The following is a 19,765-nucleotide window of genomic DNA, read 5'->3' on the forward strand; positions in this document are numbered from 1 at the left end:
TCGGTGAGGGGAGTCGTGGTGGCGATTGCACGCTAAAGAACTTTCCACCAGACAGGACATCGTTATGAAAAGGTTGCGCCCCACTGCCATTAGAGTGGCTCTGATCAGCTGCTTCGCTCTCGCATGTTCCCTCGCCCACGCTCAGTCGGACAAACCCAACATCCTGGTGATCTGGGGTGATGACATCGGCTGGCAGAATCCCAGTGCTTACCACCGGGGCATGATGGGGTACAAGACGCCCAACATCGACCGCATCGCCAACGAGGGCGCCCTGTTCACTGACTGGTATGGCCAGCAAAGCTGTACTGCAGGGCGTGCGGCATTTATTACCGGCCAAAGCCCCTACCGGACAGGGCTTTTGAAAGTCGGGTTGCCAGGTGCCAAAGAAGGACTGTCAGAGAAGGACCCGACCATCGCCGTGTTGCTCAAGGAACACGGCTACATGACGGGCCAGTTTGGTAAGAATCACCTGGGTGATCTGGATGAGATGTTGCCCACCAATCACGGATTCGATGAGTTCATGGGCAACCTGTACCACCTCAATGCCGAGGAAGAGCCAGAGCATCCCGACTATCCCAAGGATCCGGAGTTCAAGGCCCGCTTTGGCCCCCGGGGCGTTATCAAGAGCACTGCGGGTGGTGATATCGAGGATACTGGCCCGCTGACCAAGAAGCGCATGGAAACCATTGATGATGAGGTCACGGAAGTTGCACTGGACTTCATGGAACGAGCCCATGCAGAAGATAAACCTTTTTTCCTGTGGTGGAATTCCACGCGTATGCATGTGAATACCCATCTCAAGCCTGAGTCCGAAGGTGTGACCGGCCTGGGGGTGTATGCCGATGGCATGGTCGAACATGATGGACATGTGGGGCAGTTACTCGACAAGCTGGATGAGCTGGGGCTGGCTGATAACACCATCATCATGTACTCCTCTGACAACGGTGCGGAAATCTTTGCCTGGCCAGACGGCGGCATGACACCGTTCCGGAACGAGAAGAACTCCAACTGGGATGGTGGCTACCGTGTGCCCACGCTCATCAAATGGCCGGGCGTGATCGAGCCGGGATCCGTCTACAACGATGTCTTTTCACACGAGGATATGTTGCCCACCTTGCTGGCAGCGGTCGGTGATACGGACATCAAGGAAAAGCTGCTCGAAGGCCACGAAGCCATGGGTCGGGATTACAAGGTCCACCTGGATGGCTATAACCTGCTCCCCTATTTCAGCGGGGAGGTGGAAGAAGGGCCCAGGAAGGAATTCTTCTACTGGACCGACGATGGCGACCTGGCGTGCCTGCGCTTCGGCCGTTGGAAACTGGTGTTTATGGAGCAACGGGCCCACGGCTTCGAAGTCTGGCAGGAGCCGCTCGTGACCTTGCGAGTGCCCAAGTTGTTTGACTTGCGCGGCGACCCGTTTGAGCGGGCAGACCACGATTCCGAAAACTACGCCATGTGGCGGTTTGACCGGGCCTTTGCGCTTTTGCCTGGCACCGCCTACGTGTCCAAGCACTTGGAAACCTACAAGGAATTTCCGCCTCGCCAGAAGCCCGGCAGCTTTAATCTGGAGAATGTACTGGAAGTGCTGCAGCAGAATAATGGTGGCTGATTGCCACTTCACTTGACTGCTACGTTACACGGGCGGTGTATGAAAAAAACATGGATTCAGGCGACGTATCGTCGCCTGCCATGGGCTCTGGCGATGGTTTGGTTATGGGGGCAGGCCGGTCCCGTTTATGCGGATCGGCCCGATCCGCCAAAGCTGATCCTGCAAATCACGGTCGATGCGCTCAGGGCAGACTTGCCCGCGCGTTACCGCAGCGTATTGGGGGAAAGCGGATTTCAGTGGCTTTGGGACAATGGGGTTACCTACACCAACGCTAATTATCGCCACGCCAACACAGAAACCATCGTTGGACACGTGTCTCTTGCTACCGGTGCGCCGCCTTCCCGTCACGGGATGATCGGTAACGTCTGGTTTGATCGGGAGCAGGATCGTCTGGTTTACAACATTGAGGATGCCGACTACCGCCTGTTGACGGTCGGGGCCGATGTGGATGATCAGACGGAAATAGACCCCACGCAGAAGGCGGCAAAAGTGGACGGCCGGTCGCCCAGAGCGATACTGACCTCTACGTTCAGTGACGAACTGGCACTGCACTCGAACGGGCGGGCCAAAATCTTTGGTGTCTCAGTCAAGGATCGCGGTGCCGTCTCATTGGCAGGGCAGGCCGGTAAGGCGTTCTGGTTTTCCAAAGCCAGTGGCGAGTTTGTGACCAGTACTTATTACTATGATGAGTACCCGCAGTGGGTGATCGACTGGAATGCCAGTAAGCCGCTCGACGCGTACGTTGGCAAGGCCTGGGAATTACTTCTTGAGGCGGATTCCTACCAGTTCGGAACATCCGACAATCAGGATTTTGAAACCGATTTTCCGGGCTTTGGACGGACCTTTCCCCACGCCTGGGGCGCTGCCGATGATAAATATCTGACTACCCGGCTCACCCTCAGTCCGGCCGGCGACGAACTTACGCTCGACTTCGCCAAGGCGTTGCTGGATGCCGAGAGCCTTGGTCAGGATGACGTGACCGACTACCTCGCTGTCAGTTTCTCTTCCACGGACTACGTGGGTCATATCTTTGGTGCATCCAGTCTGGAGCAAGAAGATAACCTTGCAAGGCTGGACCGTACTCTGGCTGATCTTCTGCAGTTCGTGGATGATCGGGTCGGGTTGGAACACACCCTCGTCGTGCTCTCGGCGGACCATGGCCAGCCAGAAGTGCCCGGGCACATGGAGACGTTGGGTATTACCACGGCCCATTACTTTGATATCGAAGGGCTGGATAAAGCTCCGGCGATTGCGACCCTGAAAAAGGAGTTCGGTATCGGTGAGGAGCTGGTGGAGGCGTTCTTTCCACCCTATCTCTATCTGAACGATAAGGTCATTAGCGATCATGGGTTGGATAAGGCGCAGGTCGAACGAACCCTGGCAGAGACGTTGATGACGTTTGAAGGGATTGCTGTTGCCATACCCAGTGGTGCGTTGCGTTCTGGTCAGTTACCCCGGGCTGCAGCGTTGGATCTGGTGCTGAATAACTACAATCCCCGCAGGTCAGGGGACATTTATGTAGTGTTTGCTCCCAACGTTTTCATCAACGATTTCGACGGATTGCAGGTGGCATCCACCCATGGTTCGCCCTGGCGGTACGATACTCACGTGCCGGTGATCTTTGCTGGGTATGGCCTTGGATCGAAAACTGTAAGTCGCGATGTCACCCCTTACGACATTGCACCCACGCTTTCTACATTGCTCGGCGCCCGGCAGCCATCCGGTGCCGTTGGCAGGGCGTTGTCGGAAGTTCTGGGTGAGTAGGGCGGCAGTTGACCCTCTAAAGAAAAAAGGAATGTGTTCTCCAGTTGATCTGCCTTCGTGCGGCAGACGGCACTGGTTATGACTGTTGTATGGCCACAGGCCTGTGCGTAGGCTACTGGTAGTCAAGATATTCTGGAGCCAGTATGAGTGCGCGCCGAAAACTTCTGATTGTTGCCCATGCCCCTTCACCGAACACCCTGAAACTGAGGGAAGCGGCAGAACAGGGTGCCCGCCACGAAGACATTGAGAATGTGGATGTGACCGTTCTGGCCCCTCTTGATGCCGGGCCGGAAGATGTGCTGACCTGTGATGCGATTATCCTGGGCACTACAGAAAATCTTGGGTACATGAGTGGTGCGCTCAAGGACTTCTTCGATCGCAGCTACTATCCCTGTCTTGAGAAAACCCAGGGCCTCCCGTTCGCCTATTACATCCGGGCGGGGCACGATGGCACGGGTACGCATCGAGCGATTGAAAGCATCACCTCAGGGTTGCGCTGGAAACGGGTCCAGGATCCCCTGATCTGCCGCGGTGAGTATCGGAACGAGTTTGAGCATCAGTGCCGGGAGCTTGGAATGTACGTGGCGGCCAGTCTGGATGCCGGCTTGATCTGAAAAGAAATGCCTAGCTGGCGTAGCGGTTGTAGAAAGCTTCAATGCGGGACAGGGCGTTATCCACCTCCCGTGAGTAGCATTTCTTTTCCAGGCAGTAGCTGAACTGCAGGCTTAGCCGGTAGCCGGTTTGAAAGCGCTGGCATCGGACCACCTTGGCGCTTACCCGGGATTCACTGATGTACTTGCCATCAAAGTCCAGGCTTATCCGCGAGCCGGTCTCGATGGGGCGGGGGCAGAGAACCGCCATACCATAGCGGTTGAGGTCGAGGCAGGTTACCGTGGTAGGCGACTTGCTGCGTCGAAAAAATCCCCGTTCACGCATCTGCACTTTCAGGCAGGATGCCGGGTATCGTTGCTTGATTCTGCGATCTTTCAATTCCGTGGTCATCGCCGCGCGTCCATGGCTCATTGTTGTTCTTGCCGGTGTTGTCCTTCCCGGACTTGAAACGGGAACCGGAAATAAAGTGTAGATCTGGAACAATTGTCTGAAAACGCCACAGGGTGATTTTGTGAGCCAGGTGGCAATTTTGTTGAGCAGGCTAATGAATTGGTCCTGGCTCCAATTAGCCGGTCACACGCGACACAGATCGTTGCAGACTCTACAATGTCCGCCCAAAGCGACAAACGTTACAGGATCAAACCTTGAAGTCATTGCCCCTGCACCAGTTGTATAAAGCCTGTGCTCTCAAAGACCTGCCCTTCAAGACCACCCGGCAGCTGGAGCCGCTGTCTGAAATTGTTGGCCAGAACCGGGCCCAGGAAGCCGTGCGTTTTGCCCTGGCCATGCCCCATGGTGGCTACAACGTGTATGCGGTAGGTCGCAATGGGCTGGGTAAGCGGACCATGATGCTTCGTTATCTGGAACACCACGTGGACACCGATCAGCTGGCTCATGACTGGTGCTACGTGGCTAACTTTGATGATCCGCGGGAACCCCGGTTGCTGAAACTGCCTGCCGGGAAAGGCGCCCAGCTCAAGCAGGATGTGGAAAAACTGATGACTCGCCTGGTCAAAGTGGTTCCGCAAACCTTTGACAACGACAGTTTCCTGGAACGTTCCGAGCAATTGAAAAACGAACTTGCCCAGAAGCAGGAAGACGAACTGGAAAAAATCGCGGCTCAGGCAAAGCGAAAGAAAGTAAGCCTGACCGTCACCACGCCGGGCGGTTATCGGCTGGTGGCCATGAACGGTGAAGAACCCCACACCGCCGAAACGTTCCAGGCCTTGACAGACGAACAGCGCGCGAAGTTTGAAGAGGACATCAACAAGCTTGAGAAAAGGCTTCGTCAGGTTCTGCGCAAGCTGGCGGACTGGGAACAGGAATATGCCGACAAGCATCAGGCCCTGAACAAGGAAACCCTTGAAGGGGTTTCCGGACACCAGATCGACGAGTTAATCGAGAAGTACAGCGATCTCCCGGATGTTGTCGCCTTTTTCGAGTCTGTTCGTGAGGATATGGCAGAAAATCTCGATGTTTTTCTGGATGAAAACGAAGAGCATGCCGCCATCGCCTATGCCTCGCTCGACAAGAAAATGCCGCGGCGTTATCTGATCAATCTTCTGGTACACCAGAAAACCAACGAGGTGCCGGTGGTGGTCGAGGACAATCCCACCTACCACAACCTGTTCGGCTACGTGGAAAACGTCACCTACAAAGGCACCGTATTTACTGATTATTCACTGATCCGGCCGGGCAGCCTGCACCGGGCCAACGGTGGTTATCTGCTGATGGATGCCATCAAGGTGCTGGAGCAGCCCTACGTGTGGGACGGTCTCAAGCGAGCCATGCGGTCCCGCTCTATCCAGATCAACTCCCTTGAGCGGGAGCTGACCCTGTCGGGCACCATCTCCATTGAGCCGGAAGCCGTGCCACTGGATGTGAAAATCGTCCTATTTGGCGATCGGGAAACCTGGATGCTGCTGCAGGAATACGACGCGGAGTTCTCGGAACTGTTCCGGGTCACGGCGGACTTTGAGAATGAAATGTACCGCACGGATGAAAGCCAGCTGCTGTACTCCAAGTTTATTGCCAGCCTGGTCAGCGAGAAGAAGCTGCTCCATTGCAGCAACAAGGCGGTGGCGCGGGTGATCGAATACAGCGCCCGGGTGGCTGAGCATCAGGACCGGCTCTCGCTGCACGCGGCCGACATCGCCAACCTGCTGCGGGAGTCGGATTTCTGGGCGCGCCAGACCGGCGCCAAGCTGATCAGTGATGAACATGTGGAGCGGGCGCTGGAGAGTGCCCGGTACCGGAGCAGCCGGATTCGTGATCAGCTTTATGATTCCATCCGCGACGGGTCGACGCTGGTGGATACCACCGGTACCCGGATTGGTCAGTTGAACGCGCTCTCGGTGCTGTCTACTGGTGGCTTCGAATTCGGGCTGCCAAACCGAATCACTGCAACCTGCTACTATGGAGATGGGGCAGTGATGGATATTGAGCGGGATGCCAAGCTGGGCGGTAATATCCATTCCAAGGGGGTAATGATTCTTACCTCATGGCTGGCTGCGCATTTTGCTGTTAAAGACCCCATGCATCTTTCCGCGAGCATCACGTTTGAGCAGAACTACGGCGAGGTGGACGGCGACAGCGCCTCGATGGCGGAATTGTGCGCACTGATCTCTTCGCTGGCCGATCTGCCGGCGCGACAGGATCTGGCGATGACGGGGTCGGTGAACCAGTTCGGCGACGTTCAGCCGATTGGAGGCGTCAATGAGAAGGTGGAAGGGTTCTTTGCCACCTGCCAACTCAAAGGTGGTCTTACCGGCACACAAGGCGTGATTGTTCCGCAGAGTAATGTGCAGAACCTGATGCTGGACAGCGAGGTGGTGCAGGCCGTGAGAGACGGTAAGTTCGCAGTGTACGCTGTCAGCCATCTTGAAGAGGCTGTCAGCCTGATGCTCGGCAAGCCGGCAGGCAAGGCGGACGAGAACGGACGGTATCCGAAGCAGAGTGTGTTTGGCATCATTCAGCAACGACTTGAAGCGTTGCGCGAACACGAACGGCAGGAAAGTGCCCGGGACGAACACAAGGATCCCTCGATCCACTGAGGGACCGGATAAAAAAGGACAGGAGAGAACACTCACATGACTGATATCCAGCAGACCGTATACATAGTAGAAGACGATGAAGCAGTTCGTGATTCATTGGAGCTGCTGCTGAAATCGGACGGTAAATCGGTTAAGCCCTACGAGAACGCCATGGCTTTCCTGAAGGACTATTCCGACCAGATGGCCGGATGCATTGTGCTGGATATCCGCATGCCGGGTATGGATGGGATGGAGTTGCAGAAGAAACTGAACGAAAAGCATTCCATTCTGCCCATTATCTTCGTAACCGGCCATGGCGATGTGCCCATGGCGGTTGATGCCATGAAAGAAGGTGCCGTGGATTTCATCCAGAAGCCCTACCGGGAAGAGGCCTTGCTGGAAAAAATTGAGGCGGCGCTGGCCCAGGACCGCGAGCAGCGTAAATCCCTCGACGAAAAGCAGGAAATCATCCGTCGCATCAAGACCCTCACCCCACGCGAGCATGAAATCATGGATCGAATGATTGCCGGGCAGGCCAACAAGGTGATCGCCATTGAACTGGAGATCAGCCAGCGAACGGTTGAGATCCATCGTTCCCGCGTCATGCACAAAATGGGTACCCATTCACTGGCCCATCTGGTTCGTATGGTATTGTCCGTAAAGGACCTTATCGACGCGAGGTGATGTTGCCGTCATGATACGGAGACGTTTCTAAACCGGCCCCGTTAATATGACTGAATCTGTCAGTGCGAACTCGGAGGTGACGGTTCTGTTGGTGGACGACAATCCGCAGAACCTCAAAGTCCTCTACGAGACCCTGAAAGACAAAGGCTACCGCCTGCTGATCGCCAATGAAGGCGAAAAAGCGTTGGATCTTGCCCACCGGCATCAGCCGGAAGTGATTCTGCTCGATATCATGATGCCGGAAATGGACGGTTATGAGGTGTGTCAGCGCCTGAAAGCCGATCCCGCCACCGCCGACTGTGCGGTGGTGTTCTTATCTGCTCTTGATGATCTGCAAGCCAAAGTAAAAGGCTTCTCCCTGGGGGGGGCTGATTATATCTCCAAGCCGTTCCAGTCCCTGGAAGTGATTGCCCGGGTGAAGACCCATGCGCAGGTCATTCGCCTTGAGCGCCAGTTGCAGGCTCGCAACCGTGAACTTCAGAGTGACCAGACTCGGATTCTGAACTCCATCAGCGAGGGCATTTATGGTCTGGATGAGCACGGCAACATCGAATTCGTGAACCCTGCCGCGGCACTGATCGCCCGCAGTACCGTGGATGAACTGGTTGGCCGCAATTTTTTTGAGCTGCATTTCCCAGACTCGCAGGAATCCGATACCCTTCCGGTGCAGGCCACCTGTCGCCAAGGTGTGGCCGAAAACCAGCGCAACATTCCCATGGCCCGGGTCGATGGCAGCCGGTTCCCGGCAGAGTATCGGGCCACGCCCAAATTGGACAACGAAGAGTTGCATGGTGCGGTCGTTGTCTTCCGTGACATCACCACGGACCTGGAAAACGAAGCCGCACTGGAAGAGGCGCAGGCTCTGGTTCAGGAGCAGCGGGACCAGTTGGCCCATACCTCGCGCCTGACCACCATGGGTGAAATGGCGGCGGGCTTTGCCCATGAGGTGAACCAGCCGCTAACGGCCATTACCAATTATGCCCGCGTCGCCAAACGCATCATGTCGAAGCAGGAAGCCCCTGACATGTCGCTGCTGGCCGAAACCATGGACAAGATCGAAGCTCAGTCACACCGGGCGAGCGAAATCATTCGCCGTATTCGTCGGTTTGTGAAGAAACCGGCGACCGGCAAGGAAATTCTCTCTGTGCCCGCCTTGCTTGAGGACACGCGCCAGTTTGCCGAGGTAGACATGCGCAACAACGAAGGTGGCATTGAGCTGATGGTTCCGGACGCTCTGCCGGACGTGTTGGCCGACCCGATTCAGGTTCAGCAGGTGGCCCTGAATCTGATTCGCAATGCGCTGGAAGCCAGCCGCAGTGCGAGCGTAGTCCAGCCGGTCAAGGTCAGCGCGGAACTGGATGGAGCCGGCTGTGTCCGTGTTCAGGTTCGGGATCATGGCGTTGGTCTGCCGGAAGATGCGGAAGAAAAGCTGTTCTTGCCGTTCTACACCACCAAATCCGACGGAATGGGCATTGGCCTGGCCACATGCCGTTCGCTGATTCAGGCGCAAGGTGGGGACATAGGGTTTGATCGTCCCGAGGACGGCGGGGCCTGCTTTTATTTCACACTGCCCGTAGCTGGTGAGGAAAGAGCCCTCTCTGCGGCGAATGGGGCGGAGTAACCGCCCCGGCTTGACGAATTAACGTTCGTTTACAGCCATTCGATGCTGCCCGTCAGATGTGGAGCATCGCCTTTCTCGTTCAGTAACTGGAATGGCCACTCGTCAGACCCCGTTTGCCAGTTCAGTATTGCCTGGCCCGGCAACAACACCGGTTTCCTGAATTTACAGTTCACCCGCATCGGGCCATCTTGCCATTCAGCCTGTGCCTGCAGGGTGGCCAGCGCCCGGGCCTTGCTCCACATCCCATGGGCGATGGCTTTCGGAAAGCCAAACGCTTTGGCCGTCAGGGCGTACAGGTGTATCGGATTGCTGTCGCCGGAGACGCGTGCGTACTGGCGGCCCGTATCCGCCGGGGCGACGATCCGCTGTTGATGCGGATAGTTCGGCAGTGCTGGCCTCGTCTTATCGCCGGACGGTTTGCCTCCTTTTTCCGCGGGCAGTCGGTAGAGAATCACGCTGGTTTCTTCCCATACTTTGTCGCCAGAGGCGATGGCGTCCGTGCGCAGCTCAAACTCGATTCCACGGTGTGTGCGCGTCTGTCCACCAAGGTGGACGTGAATGTCCAGAGGCTCTCCAACACCAATTTGCCGATGCTGCATAATCGTGTTCTCCAGATGCACGAGCCCCAGAAGGGGAAGTGGGAAATCCCGTTCCGTCAGGACTTTCATCTGCAGGCTAAACGCCATGATGTGGGGCCAGGTTATCGGGAGATAGCGGCTGTCGGGAAAACCGCACAGTTGGGAGTAGCGGTGCAAGTTTCGCGTTGCTGTGTGGGCGCCAAGCAGGCTGGCGGAAAGAGCCGGTAATTCAATGTCCCTGGTCGGTGAGCCGCGGCCGGGCCGCAGTGCTCTGGCATACAGAGGCAGCAGGTTGGGAGTGGTCGAGTAATAGGTTGGGGCGTCAGACATATCCGTGTTCTCCAGGGCGGTATTTGTTCCAAATCTGTGCAGTCTATCCGGATCAGTGAGTACCGGTCATGGGCATGTTTTGGTACAACTGTGCGTCTGTGGCCTGATATGCTCTAATATCGGGCATAAGTCCTGAAAACTTCAGAGTAGGTGACCTTCAGTCTGGCAAACGCGGCCAGTCTGAGCATTGACTTGGCGTGCCCCGGCATAGGTCTGTCGGGTCAAAGTGGAATTAAACAAAAAAAAGCGGGATGTTATGCAGGAACTTCGTGACGCAGGAGTGATGTTGCGCCTGATTTACGAGGCGATGAAAAAGCACGGCATAGACACCGATGCTATTTTCACCCGCCTGGGCGTGGATGAAAATTACGTTTACACCGAGCATCTGCGTACCCCCCACAGCGCGCAGCTCTATTTCTGGCAGGTTGTTGAGGACGTCTCCGGAGATCCTGACATCGGTCTGCACCTCGGCCAGCGCTTGCCGGCTTACAAAGGCCAGGTGCTCGAGTACCTTTTTCTGAGCAGTCCCAATTTTGGTGAGGGCCTTCGCCGTGCCCAGAACTACCAGCGCCTGCTGAGTGACGCCGCCAAAACCGATTTTTTCATCGAGGGCGATAACGCCTGCATGGTTCTGGATACCGCCTCCGAGGATGTCCGGCGCCTGAAGCACTTCAACGAATGCTTCGTGCTGGGGCTGATTACCTTCTTCCGCTCGATTACCGATGGCTCCTTCCAGCCGACCCGTGTGGAGTTCGAGCATGAGCGCGAAGAGCGTCAGGACCATGTGGCGGAAGTGTTGGGCTGCGAGGTGGTTTTTGGCGCCACTGAAAACCGTCTGTATTTCCCGGCCAGTGCGCTGGCCCATCCGTCGCCCCACGCCGAGCCCGAGCTGCTGGATCTTCATGAGCGTTTCGCCAGTGAGCAGGTGGCTCGTCTGGAGAAAAAAGACATCGTTGGCCAGGTGGAACGCATCGTGGCGGAGCTGCTGGATAGCGGTGAGGTGACTCTGGATGCGGTTGCCGAGCGTCTGGGGATCAAGGCGCGCACGCTTCGTACCCGTCTGACCGAGGCGGAAACCAGCTTTAATCAGGTGCTGGCGGATTTCCGCTACCGGCTTGCTCGCCAGCTGCTGGCGACCACCGATGAGTCCATTGACGAAATCGTTTATCTGACCGGATTCTCGGAGCCGAGCACCTTCTATCGGGCGTTCAAACGCTGGTCGAATATGACGCCAATCGAGTACCGGAAAACGGCGCAGGGCAAGGACGCGCTGGTTGACGCCATGTAGGAAAACCGGGGCGCAGAAGCCCTGGGAATTTTTTTCTGAAAAAGCGTTGACATAATCAAGGGCGTCTATATAATGCGCCCTCGTTGTCACCGAGCACTCTCGCTCGAGAATGCAGGCCCGGACAGGGGTTATCGGTGGCGAACAACGCGGAGCGGTAGTTCAGTTGGTTAGAATACCGGCCTGTCACGCCGGGGGTCGCGGGTTCGAGTCCCGTCCGCTCCGCCATTTTTTTTCCCTCGCTTACTTCTTTTCCTTTTTTGTTGTCTCAGATCATTTCACCACCGTTTTCTCACGTAGTTTCTGAAGTCGTAACTCCATCGTCATGAATGTTGGCTAAACTTTCCTGTGAATCAAAAGCTAGGAGAGCGACATGTCTGACTACATTGAGGAGCTGCTTGAGAGCCAGTTCGAAGAGTTTGATGACGACGACGGTTATGACGACGCCGTTGAAATCTGGGGTGCCCCGGAATAATCGTTTCGGTCCCCGAAGAAAAAGCTCATTCAGCGATTTATTTTTTTTCCCGTTCCAGTCGTTTCCGGTGTTCACCGGGGCTGATGTCATACCAACGGCGATAGGCCTTATGGAAGGCCGGTGGGTTGGCAAAGCCCAGCAACCACGCGATTTCTGACAGTGACGTGGTGGTTTCCCGGATGTAGTCGGCTGCCAGTTGTTTTCGCGTTTGATCCACCAGTGTTCTGAATCCCGTGCCCTCGGCTGTTAACTGGCGCTGCAGTGTCCAGGGCGTCAGGCCCAGTTTGGTGGCAATGGTATCCAGGTCCGGTGTTTCCCCCTGCATCAGTGGTGTCAGTAAGTGCTGCACGCGGTCTGAGGTGCTCCATCCCCGTTCAATCAAAGTCATTTCCTGTTCACAGAGGTCGATCAGGCTGGCGTGCATGGCCGGCTGCGCTTCCAGCGACGGCGCTGTCCATACGTCCTGCTTCAATGTGATGGCATTCTCGCTCGCGCCGAAGTGAACAGGGCAGCGGAACCAGCTTTCAAACAGCTCGTCCTGTCCAATCGAGGGGTATTCGATCTCTACCCGCTCCAGTACTTCGTATCGACCGGTCACCGTTCGGACAAACTGGGTCCAGCCTGACAGCACCGAATCCACCACAAAAAAGTTGAAGCTGTTGTAGGGACGGATGGAGTAGAACGCTGCTTGCCGGGTCGCGGCGCGAACGGAAGGTTTACCGCGGCTGTTCTGGCTGGTCAGCAACGAGTAACGGATGAGGGTGTTCAGGGCCTCTCCGACCGTGTTGGCGGATTGGCCTGCGAGTCCTGCAATACCGGCATCCACGGGGCGGGTGAGGGCCCCCATGCGGATGCCCAGTGCCGGGTTCCCGGTGTGGCCAATGGCCGCATGACCCAGGCGCATAAAGCGGGGAATGCTGATTCTTGCGGCCGCAGAATTCAGCGTTTCCTCGCTCAGGCTGAATTCGTTCATCAGGGATTCCGCGTCTGCCCCCTCGGCAGCGGCTGCCCGAAGCAGCACGGCAGCGTACAGCACGCTGATGTCGCCAAGTACGTTGCTGGATTTGGGTGGAATGAGGTGTCTTGTTGTCATCTGGTTATTGTCGGACAGGTTGTCCAAAGATAGCAAATTGTAGTTTGGGGATATTGTTGGCTGGTCGGATGGTGAGTAAGTTAGTCCGCATTTCGTATTCCCGGATCTCGTTTTGGGTCCGGAAGCCTGACAACAAGGAGATCAATCATGACCGATACCACTGCACCGGGTGTTGCCAAGTACCCGAACCTGCTGAAGCCGCTGGACCTGGGGTTCACCACGCTGCGCAACCGTACTCTGATGGGCTCCATGCACACAGGTCTGGAAGAGGCCAGGAATGGCTTCGAGCGCCTCGCGGCTTTCTATGCCGAGCGTGCCCGTGGTGGTGCAGGCCTGATCGTTACGGGTGGTATTGCTCCGAATGTTGAGGGCGGGGTGTTCCAGCACGCCGCCAAGATGACGACCGACGATGAGGTGCAAAAGCACAAGATCATCACTCAGGCCGTTCATGAAGCGGATGGCAAGATCTGTATGCAGATCCTTCACGCTGGCCGCTATGCCTACTCGCCCGAGTTGGTGGCTCCGTCCGCCATCCAGGCTCCGATCAACCCGTTCAAGCCGAAAGAGCTGGACGAGGAGGGCATCGAGAAGCAGATCCAGGACTATGTGAATTGTGCAGCCCTGGCCCAGAAGGCGGGCTACGATGGCGTCGAAATCATGGGATCTGAAGGCTACTTCATTAACCAGTTCATCGTCTCCCACACCAACCAGCGTACTGACCGCTGGGGTGGAAGCTACGAGAACCGCGTTCGTCTGCCGCTGGAGATTGTTCGCCGTGTCCGCGAGGAAGTGGGCGAGAACTTTATCCTGGTGTATCGATTGTCCATGCTGGATCTGATTGAAGACGGCAGCACCTGGGAAGAAGTGGTTCACCTGGCCAAGGAAATCGAAAAAGCCGGTGCCACCATCATCAATACGGGTATTGGCTGGCACGAAGCGCGGGTACCGACCATTGCCACGTCCGTACCTCGTGGTGCGTTCACCAAGGTGACCGCACGCCTGAAAGGTGAAGTGAGCATTCCTCTGGTGACCACCAACCGTATCAATATGCCGGACGTGGCCGAGAAGATTCTGGCTGAAGGTGATGCAGACATGGTGTCCATGGCCCGTCCGTTCCTGGCGGATGCCGATCTGGTTCTGAAGGCAGCGGAAGACCGCGCTGATGAGATCAATACCTGTATCGGTTGTAACCAGGCGTGTCTGGATCATACCTTTAGCGGCAAGCTGACCTCCTGCCTGGTTAACCCCCGTGCCTGTCACGAAACCGAGCTGACCTGGGTGAAGACCGCGAGCCCGAAATCCTTTGCCGTCGTGGGCGCCGGCCCTGCAGGCCTGGCGTTTGCCTCGGTTGCAGCAGAGCGTGGCCACAAGGTCACCCTGTTTGATGCCGGTAGTGAAATCGGTGGTCAGTTCAACATAGCCAAGCGCATTCCGGGCAAGGAAGAGTTCTACGAAACCCTGCGGTACTTCCGGGTGATGCTCGACAAGCACGGGGTAGACGTTCGCCTGAACACCCGCGTTGACGTGGATGACCTGAAAGCTGGTGGCTTTGATGAGGTGGTCTTGGCCACCGGTGTTGAGCCTCGCACGCCGGAAATCGAGGGTATCGACCATCCGAAAGTCATTGGCTATCTGGATGCGATTCTTGGACGCAAGCCGGTGGGGCAGAAGGTTGCTGTGATCGGTGCAGGTGGTATCGGCTTTGATGTGTCCGAGTTTATTGTTCACAAGGGCGATTCCCCGTCCCTGGATACCGGCCACTTCATGCGTGAGTGGGGTGTGGACCTGAGTGTCGAGCACCGCGGTGGTATCAAAGGTGTGCAGCCTGAGCTGCCAGAGCCGGCCCGTGAGGTTTACCTGCTGCAGCGCAAGGCCTCCAAGGTCGGTAAGAACCTCGGTAAGACCACAGGCTGGATTCACCGCACCTCCCTGAAACACCGTAATGTGCAGATGGTGCCGGGCGTGACCTACCGGAAGATCGACGATGAAGGTCTGCACGTGACCATTACGCCGAAAGGTGCGGAGCAAGGTGAAGATCGTGTACTGCCGGTCGATACGGTCATCATTTGTGCCGGTCAGGAGCCGCTGCGCGAGCTTCAGTCTGGGTTGGAATCGGCCGGTCTGGCCGTGCACCTCATTGGTGGTGCGGATGTGGCGGCAGAGCTGGACGCCAAGCGGGCGATCGATCAGGGCACGCGCCTGGCCGCCGAGCTTTGAGACAGGGTTCCCCGTGACACAAAACGTTGCAGTTTTCTCCTGTGCACGGAAAACTGACTGGCTAGACTGGTAATCAAAGAACTAGCCACATGGCGGGCCGCCCCGGGCAATGATCCGGGGTGGCCCGCTGGCGCTTTAATTGGACGGAACCTGGCAGGGGTTTCGTCGTGTGAGTGTCCTGGGTTTAAGTGTTAGGGGAGTTTCAGATGATGTCTGCCGACCAGGCAACTGAGGGGTATTCGGCGGTATTTTTCATGGATGGAAGCCGGGTGGCGCGTCAGATGCGAGCCACCGAGTTCGGAGCTTTTCTGGATGGATATGTGGGGTTGTCCGATCTGGCAGAGACGGACGTCAAAGCCGTTCTGGTTGATCTCAGCGGCGACCTCAGCATTCAGGCGCTGGTATTCTTTCGCATCTGGTTCGATGAGGAGGGCAGGGCAGACTCCAGCTGGAACGTTCCCATCGAGGATTTGGCCAGGCGCGGGGCGAAAGGTCCGGATCTTGGTAATGGCTCAATACGTCTGGTGTGTCGAAGCCTGTGCCCGGATTCCCGTTTTTCCGAGGAGCTCTGGGACCCGGATATGACGCCGGGCAACAATCAGTTTCAGTCCATTCGCAAGGCCGTTGACGCCAATACCCTGAAATTCCGCAAAATCGAACCGGCCGAGAGCGAAGATATTCCGGTGCTGGCGGCTGCGACTGAACCCAAGCCGGAACCCAAGGAAGACGCCAGCTCAAAAGAGCGGACTCGCCTTGCGCAGCTGATCCGTGAACAGCGGCTGCGTATCAAAACGCTTCAGAGCGTCCATCGTGATTCCCTGGCCGATATACAGCGCGAGCATCGTGTTGAGCTCCAGACCGTTCGCAACGAACTTACGGAACTGGAACAGAAATACGAGCGCATACGGCTGAACAACGAGCAGCTCAAGAAACGGTTGTCAGAGCGCAATGAGCAATACCTTGCCCTGCAGGAACAGGTGGCTTCCGAAGGCGAAGCCCTGGAGCGTGATGATGCGAAATCCGGCGCGGAGCTGGTTCTCTTGCAAGAACAGCTTGAACGCCGGCAGCGAGAGCTTGAGAGCAGGGATGAGAAAATCATTGCCCTGGAGCAGGAAAATTACGAGCTCAGGCACCGTGAACCCACCGAAGATACCTTGATGGAAGAGCTGAGGAAGCAGTCGGTGTTCTTGGTGGCTTACCATGCCGGTATTGGTCACGTCACCCTGCCATTCGATGACATCGAGGGGTATTTCGAAAACCCGGTCGCCTACGCAGCCGACCGTTGTGGCCTGAATGAGCCGGCCTACCTGGAGTGGCTGGGGCATTACGAAAATCCGGTCTGTCAGCATGGCAACGAATCCGGCGATGCCTGCGGTGAACCGATCATGAGGGTGAGCCAGCCGGGGGATTTCCGGGCCGGTGTTGATGACCGCTGCGAGCAGCATCAAGCCTGAAAAAGTGAACTTTTTTCAGAAACAGCCCGATTTTCGTTAAACTGAGTGCCAAACTCCAAGGGGGCAATGGACAATACCTGCCCTCTGGCACCCAGACACCACAGGAAGCCTCATGGATCAGTTCAGGAATATCGGCGTCATCGGCCGATTGGGCAGCGTCAAGGTGGTCGAGTCGCTGCGACAGCTCAAGCAATACCTCCTAACCAACAATTATCATGTGATTCTCGAGGAAGACACCGCCGGCATGCTGCCCGGTCATGGTCTCCAGGTAGCCAGCAAAAAACTCCTGGGCGAGATCTGTGACCTCGTTATTGTGGTGGGCGGCGATGGCAGCCTGCTGGGTGCCGCCAGAGAACTGGCCAAGTCGAAGATTCCCTTGTTGGGTGTGAACCGCGGTCGGTTGGGCTTTCTGACCGATATTTCCCCCACGGATCTGGAGGAGCGGCTTGGCCGGGTTCTGGAAGGCGATTACGTTGAAGAGTCCCGCTTTCTGCTGGATGGGAATGTCGAGCGCAACGGCCAGCCCCTGGGATTTGGCACAGCGCTGAACGATGTGGTGTTGCACCCGGGTAAATCCACCCGAATGATCGGCTTTGACCTCTTCATTGACGGGCACTTTGTCTACAGCCAGCGGTCTGACGGTCTGATCGTTGCCACGCCAACGGGTTCAACCGCGTACTCGCTGTCAGCAGGCGGCCCGATCATGCATCCGAAGCTCGATGCGATCGTACTGGTGCCCATGTTCCCGCATACCCTCAGTAGCCGCCCGATCGTGGTGGACGGCAAGAGTGAAATCAAGCTGGTGATCGGCGAGACCAACGAAACCTATCCACAGATTTCTTTCGATGGACAGATGAACATTGCCTGCGCGCCGGGCGACATCATCCGAATCACCAAAAAGCCTTTCAAGATTCGTCTGATTCATCCAACGGATCACAACTTCTACGCTACCTGTCGTGACAAACTGGGCTGGGCAAGCGAGATTTCGGCGGGTTGATCATGGCAGTAGCTACGCAGGCCGCGAATCGCGGTTACGACATCATTGGAGATATCCACGGGTGCGCCAAAACGCTGGTCCGGCTGCTGGAGCATTTGGGCTACCGGAAGGTAAATGGGGTGTACCAGCACGATCGCCGTCAGGCCGTCTTTATCGGCGATATCATCGACCGGGGGCCACGAATCCGAGAGGCCCTGCATCTGGTCCGGGATATGGTGGAGCATGGTTCCGCGCGTATTGTCATGGGCAACCATGAGTACAACGCCCTTGGCTACTGTACCCGAGCCCGGCCCGGCAGTGGCAGGAAATGGCTTCGGGAGCACAACGCCCGCCACGATCGACTGATTCGGGAAACCCTCGAGCAGTTCGACGCCTACCCCCATGAGTGGAATGAGTTCCTCGAGTGGTTCTACACCATTCCGCTGTTCATAGAGGAAGACGGGTTCCGGGTGGTTCATGCCTGCTGGGATGGCGAACTGATCGAGAAGTTCAAGCAAAGCCAGGGTGGTGCCTGCATCGATGAGGATTTCCTGCACGCTTCGTCGGCACTGGAATCGTTTGCTGGCCAGGTGATGGATACCCTGCTACGCGGGACGGATCTGCGCTTGCCCGAGGGGATGTCCATTACCGGGCGGGACGGTTACGTGCGCGAGTTTTTCCGCACCAAGTTCTGGGCCGATGATCCCCAGACCTATGCCGACGTTGTATTTCAACCAGATCCACTGCCCAAAGAGGTGGCCAGTCGTCCGCTTCAGGCTCATGAAAGGAAGCAGTTGATCAGTTACCCGTTGGACGCCCCACCGGTGTTTGTTGGCCATTACTGGATGGAGGGGGCACCTGCGCCCCTGAAACACAACGTGGCGTGCATTGATTTCAGCGCGGTGAAATACGGCAAGCTGGTGGCCTACCGTATGGACGGTGAAAAGGTGTTATCGCCGGACAAGTTTGTCTGGGTGGATGTGGATCGCCCGGAAGCATCCAGCTATCCGGGCCTGGAGGACAGCCTTGCCCGTTAAATGGATCAAGTTGAATGTCTTCAGCAGCGAGGATGCCTGTGTACCGCGTTAAACAACTGGAAGCCTCCGAAGATCTCGCGGGATTCAGTCGCTGGCTGACCGGGCAGGGCGTGGGGCACCGAATCACGGAAGAGGGCGGTTATCAGGTCCTGTGGCTGGAAAATCCCGAACACACCGAGCCCGTGCTGGCGGCGTTGGACCGGTTTCTGAGCGAACCCGAGCTGCGCGAGGCGGTGAATCGCATGGATCGTTCGCCGGTGTATGTTGCCGGGCGCTGGCAGCCCTCGCCCAAGCATGCCCCACTGGTGCTGGGTATCGTGGTGTTGGCAGTGATCATGGTTTGGCTGACCTCCATGGGGCGCAACGAGCTGTCCCTCGCCATGATGGTGGTGGATCCCCGCGCGTTTGACTGGATGACCATGACCGACAGGCTGCATGCCCTGGGCGAAACACTCGCCCAGGGGCAGATCTGGCGTCTGGTTACACCGGATTTCCTGCACTTCAGTTGGACCCATATCATCTTTAACGGGGTGATGATGTGGTTTCTCGGCAGCCAGGTTGAGTGGTTTGATGGTCGAGGACGGCTGATTGCTGTCTTTCTTGCTACCAGTATTTTCTCGAATGGACTTCAGTATTTGGTTTCCGGACCCTTGTTTGGAGGATTGTCCGGCGCGGTCTACGGTATTCTGGGCTATTGCTGGTTGAGCCAGCGCAAGGCGCCCCGGTTCCACTTTCCTCCTGCACTGGTTACGTTTGCGGTGGTCTGGATGTTGATCGGCTTCACGCCGCTGACTGAAATGGTTGGTCTGGGGCGTATGGCCAATGAAGCGCACCTGGGGGGATTTGTTGCCGGGGTGGTCGCCGCTCTGGTCCTGCCCGTAAAACGATAAAGGCGAAAAAAAGGCCCCGCCGAAGTGGGGCGTAAAAGAAGCTTGTGGCTTCTGATGAGAGAGACCAAATGATACGACCGGTGTCATTTGGTGAATAAATGATAATCA

General features: G+C 56.8%; 15 protein-coding genes and 1 tRNA gene. 13 read left to right on the plus strand and 3 right to left on the minus strand.

What is annotated here, in order from left to right; all coding sequences use genetic code 11:
* The first annotated feature begins 64 nt into the window (after positions 1 to 64).
* The 3 genes from K8I84_RS01935 (at position 65) to K8I84_RS01945 (ending at position 3,987) form a co-directional block, all read left to right on the plus strand.
* Complete coding sequence (locus tag K8I84_RS01935) at positions 65 to 1,609, plus strand: arylsulfatase (RefSeq protein WP_223793040.1); 1,545 nt, start codon at positions 65 to 67, stop codon at positions 1,607 to 1,609.
* A 39-nt stretch (positions 1,610 to 1,648) separates the two neighbouring features.
* Positions 1,649 to 3,373, plus strand: coding sequence for an alkaline phosphatase family protein (locus K8I84_RS01940; RefSeq protein WP_223793041.1), 1,725 nt, complete (start codon positions 1,649 to 1,651; stop codon positions 3,371 to 3,373).
* A gap of 143 nt (positions 3,374 to 3,516) precedes the next feature.
* Positions 3,517 to 3,987 (plus strand): flavodoxin family protein, encoded by a 471-nt coding sequence (locus K8I84_RS01945; RefSeq protein WP_223793042.1) that lies wholly within the window; start codon positions 3,517 to 3,519, stop codon positions 3,985 to 3,987.
* 10 nt (positions 3,988 to 3,997) lie between these two features.
* On the opposite strand, the gene K8I84_RS01950 is transcribed toward K8I84_RS01945, so the two are convergent.
* A complete protein-coding gene (locus tag K8I84_RS01950; RefSeq protein ID WP_223793043.1) occupies positions 3,998 to 4,396 on the minus strand; it encodes a PilZ domain-containing protein in 399 nt (132 codons plus the stop codon).
* 233 nt (positions 4,397 to 4,629) lie between these two features.
* Between K8I84_RS01950 and K8I84_RS01955 the strand changes: the two genes are divergently transcribed.
* The 3 genes from K8I84_RS01955 to K8I84_RS01965 are packed head-to-tail and all read left to right on the plus strand — an operon-like array spanning position 4,630 to position 9,322.
* Positions 4,630 to 7,038 carry a Lon protease family protein gene (locus tag K8I84_RS01955; RefSeq protein WP_223793044.1) on the plus strand — a complete coding sequence of 803 codons (2,409 nt, stop codon included), beginning with the start codon at positions 4,630 to 4,632 and terminating at the stop codon, positions 7,036 to 7,038.
* Positions 7,039 to 7,074: 36 nt separating this feature from the next.
* Entirely contained in the window at positions 7,075 to 7,701 is a 627-nt protein-coding gene (gene fixJ / locus K8I84_RS01960) for a response regulator FixJ (RefSeq protein WP_223793045.1), read from the plus strand.
* A 46-nt stretch (positions 7,702 to 7,747) separates the two neighbouring features.
* A complete protein-coding gene (locus tag K8I84_RS01965; protein WP_223793046.1) occupies positions 7,748 to 9,322 on the plus strand; it encodes a response regulator in 1,575 nt (524 codons plus the stop codon).
* 29 nt (positions 9,323 to 9,351) lie between these two features.
* On the opposite strand, the gene K8I84_RS01970 is transcribed toward K8I84_RS01965, so the two are convergent.
* The gene (locus tag K8I84_RS01970; RefSeq protein WP_223793047.1) at positions 9,352 to 10,230 is read right to left on the minus strand and encodes a MaoC family dehydratase; all 879 of its coding nucleotides are present in this window, start codon (positions 10,228 to 10,230) and stop codon (positions 9,352 to 9,354) included.
* 256 nt (positions 10,231 to 10,486) lie between these two features.
* Here K8I84_RS01970 and K8I84_RS01975 point away from each other — a divergent pair, with 256 nt between their 5' ends.
* Positions 10,487 to 11,518, plus strand: coding sequence for an AraC family transcriptional regulator (locus tag K8I84_RS01975; RefSeq protein WP_223793048.1), 1,032 nt, complete (start codon positions 10,487 to 10,489; stop codon positions 11,516 to 11,518).
* Positions 11,519 to 11,666: 148 nt separating this feature from the next.
* A tRNA-Asp gene (locus tag K8I84_RS01980) sits at positions 11,667 to 11,743 on the plus strand.
* Between the two features lie 284 nt (positions 11,744 to 12,027).
* Here K8I84_RS01980 and K8I84_RS01985 read toward each other — a convergent pair.
* Positions 12,028 to 13,083: an AraC family transcriptional regulator gene (locus K8I84_RS01985; RefSeq protein ID WP_223793049.1), complete on the minus strand. Its 1,056-nt coding sequence runs from the start codon at positions 13,081 to 13,083 to the stop codon at positions 12,028 to 12,030.
* Positions 13,084 to 13,230: 147 nt separating this feature from the next.
* Here K8I84_RS01985 and K8I84_RS01990 point away from each other — a divergent pair, with 147 nt between their 5' ends.
* The 5 genes from K8I84_RS01990 (at position 13,231) to K8I84_RS02010 (ending at position 19,657) form a co-directional block, all read left to right on the plus strand.
* Positions 13,231 to 15,300 carry an FAD-dependent oxidoreductase gene (locus tag K8I84_RS01990; RefSeq protein WP_223793050.1) on the plus strand — a complete coding sequence of 690 codons (2,070 nt, stop codon included), beginning with the start codon at positions 13,231 to 13,233 and terminating at the stop codon, positions 15,298 to 15,300.
* Positions 15,301 to 15,506: 206 nt separating this feature from the next.
* Positions 15,507 to 16,754 (plus strand): DNA repair protein, encoded by a 1,248-nt coding sequence (locus K8I84_RS01995; protein WP_223793051.1) that lies wholly within the window; start codon positions 15,507 to 15,509, stop codon positions 16,752 to 16,754.
* Between the two features lie 112 nt (positions 16,755 to 16,866).
* Positions 16,867 to 17,751 carry an NAD(+) kinase gene (locus K8I84_RS02000; RefSeq protein WP_223793052.1) on the plus strand — a complete coding sequence of 295 codons (885 nt, stop codon included), beginning with the start codon at positions 16,867 to 16,869 and terminating at the stop codon, positions 17,749 to 17,751.
* Positions 17,752 to 17,753: 2 nt separating this feature from the next.
* Entirely contained in the window at positions 17,754 to 18,767 is a 1,014-nt protein-coding gene (locus K8I84_RS02005) for a metallophosphoesterase (protein WP_223793053.1), read from the plus strand.
* A gap of 38 nt (positions 18,768 to 18,805) precedes the next feature.
* Positions 18,806 to 19,657 (plus strand): rhomboid family intramembrane serine protease, encoded by an 852-nt coding sequence (locus K8I84_RS02010; RefSeq protein ID WP_223793054.1) that lies wholly within the window; start codon positions 18,806 to 18,808, stop codon positions 19,655 to 19,657.
* The last annotated feature ends 108 nt before the right edge of the window (positions 19,658 to 19,765 follow it).

Origin of the sequence: Marinobacter sp. F4216 (genome assembly GCF_019931195.1) — a bacterium.
In the GTDB taxonomy this organism is placed as follows: Bacteria; Pseudomonadota; Gammaproteobacteria; order Pseudomonadales; family Oleiphilaceae; genus Marinobacter; species Marinobacter suaedae.

Bases quoted from the DNA above. Each gene is read 5' to 3' on its own strand.
- K8I84_RS01935 (WP_223793040.1), top strand. From the start codon at position 65: ATGAAAAGGTTGCGCCCCACTGCCATTAGAGTGGCTCTGATCAGCTGC.
- K8I84_RS01940 (WP_223793041.1), top strand. From the start codon at position 1,649: ATGAAAAAAACATGGATTCAGGCGACGTATCGTCGCCTGCCATGGGCT.
- K8I84_RS01945 (WP_223793042.1), top strand. From the start codon at position 3,517: ATGAGTGCGCGCCGAAAACTTCTGATTGTTGCCCATGCCCCTTCACCG.
- K8I84_RS01950 (WP_223793043.1), bottom strand. From the start codon at position 4,396: ATGAGCCATGGACGCGCGGCGATGACCACGGAATTGAAAGATCGCAGA.
- fixJ (WP_223793045.1), top strand. From the start codon at position 7,075: ATGACTGATATCCAGCAGACCGTATACATAGTAGAAGACGATGAAGCA.
- K8I84_RS01965 (WP_223793046.1), top strand. From the start codon at position 7,748: ATGACTGAATCTGTCAGTGCGAACTCGGAGGTGACGGTTCTGTTGGTG.
- K8I84_RS01970 (WP_223793047.1), bottom strand. From the start codon at position 10,230: ATGTCTGACGCCCCAACCTATTACTCGACCACTCCCAACCTGCTGCCT.
- K8I84_RS01975 (WP_223793048.1), top strand. From the start codon at position 10,487: ATGCAGGAACTTCGTGACGCAGGAGTGATGTTGCGCCTGATTTACGAG.
- K8I84_RS01985 (WP_223793049.1), bottom strand. From the start codon at position 13,083: ATGACAACAAGACACCTCATTCCACCCAAATCCAGCAACGTACTTGGC.
- K8I84_RS01990 (WP_223793050.1), top strand. From the start codon at position 13,231: ATGACCGATACCACTGCACCGGGTGTTGCCAAGTACCCGAACCTGCTG.
- K8I84_RS01995 (WP_223793051.1), top strand. From the start codon at position 15,507: ATGATGTCTGCCGACCAGGCAACTGAGGGGTATTCGGCGGTATTTTTC.
- K8I84_RS02000 (WP_223793052.1), top strand. From the start codon at position 16,867: ATGGATCAGTTCAGGAATATCGGCGTCATCGGCCGATTGGGCAGCGTC.
- K8I84_RS02005 (WP_223793053.1), top strand. From the start codon at position 17,754: ATGGCAGTAGCTACGCAGGCCGCGAATCGCGGTTACGACATCATTGGA.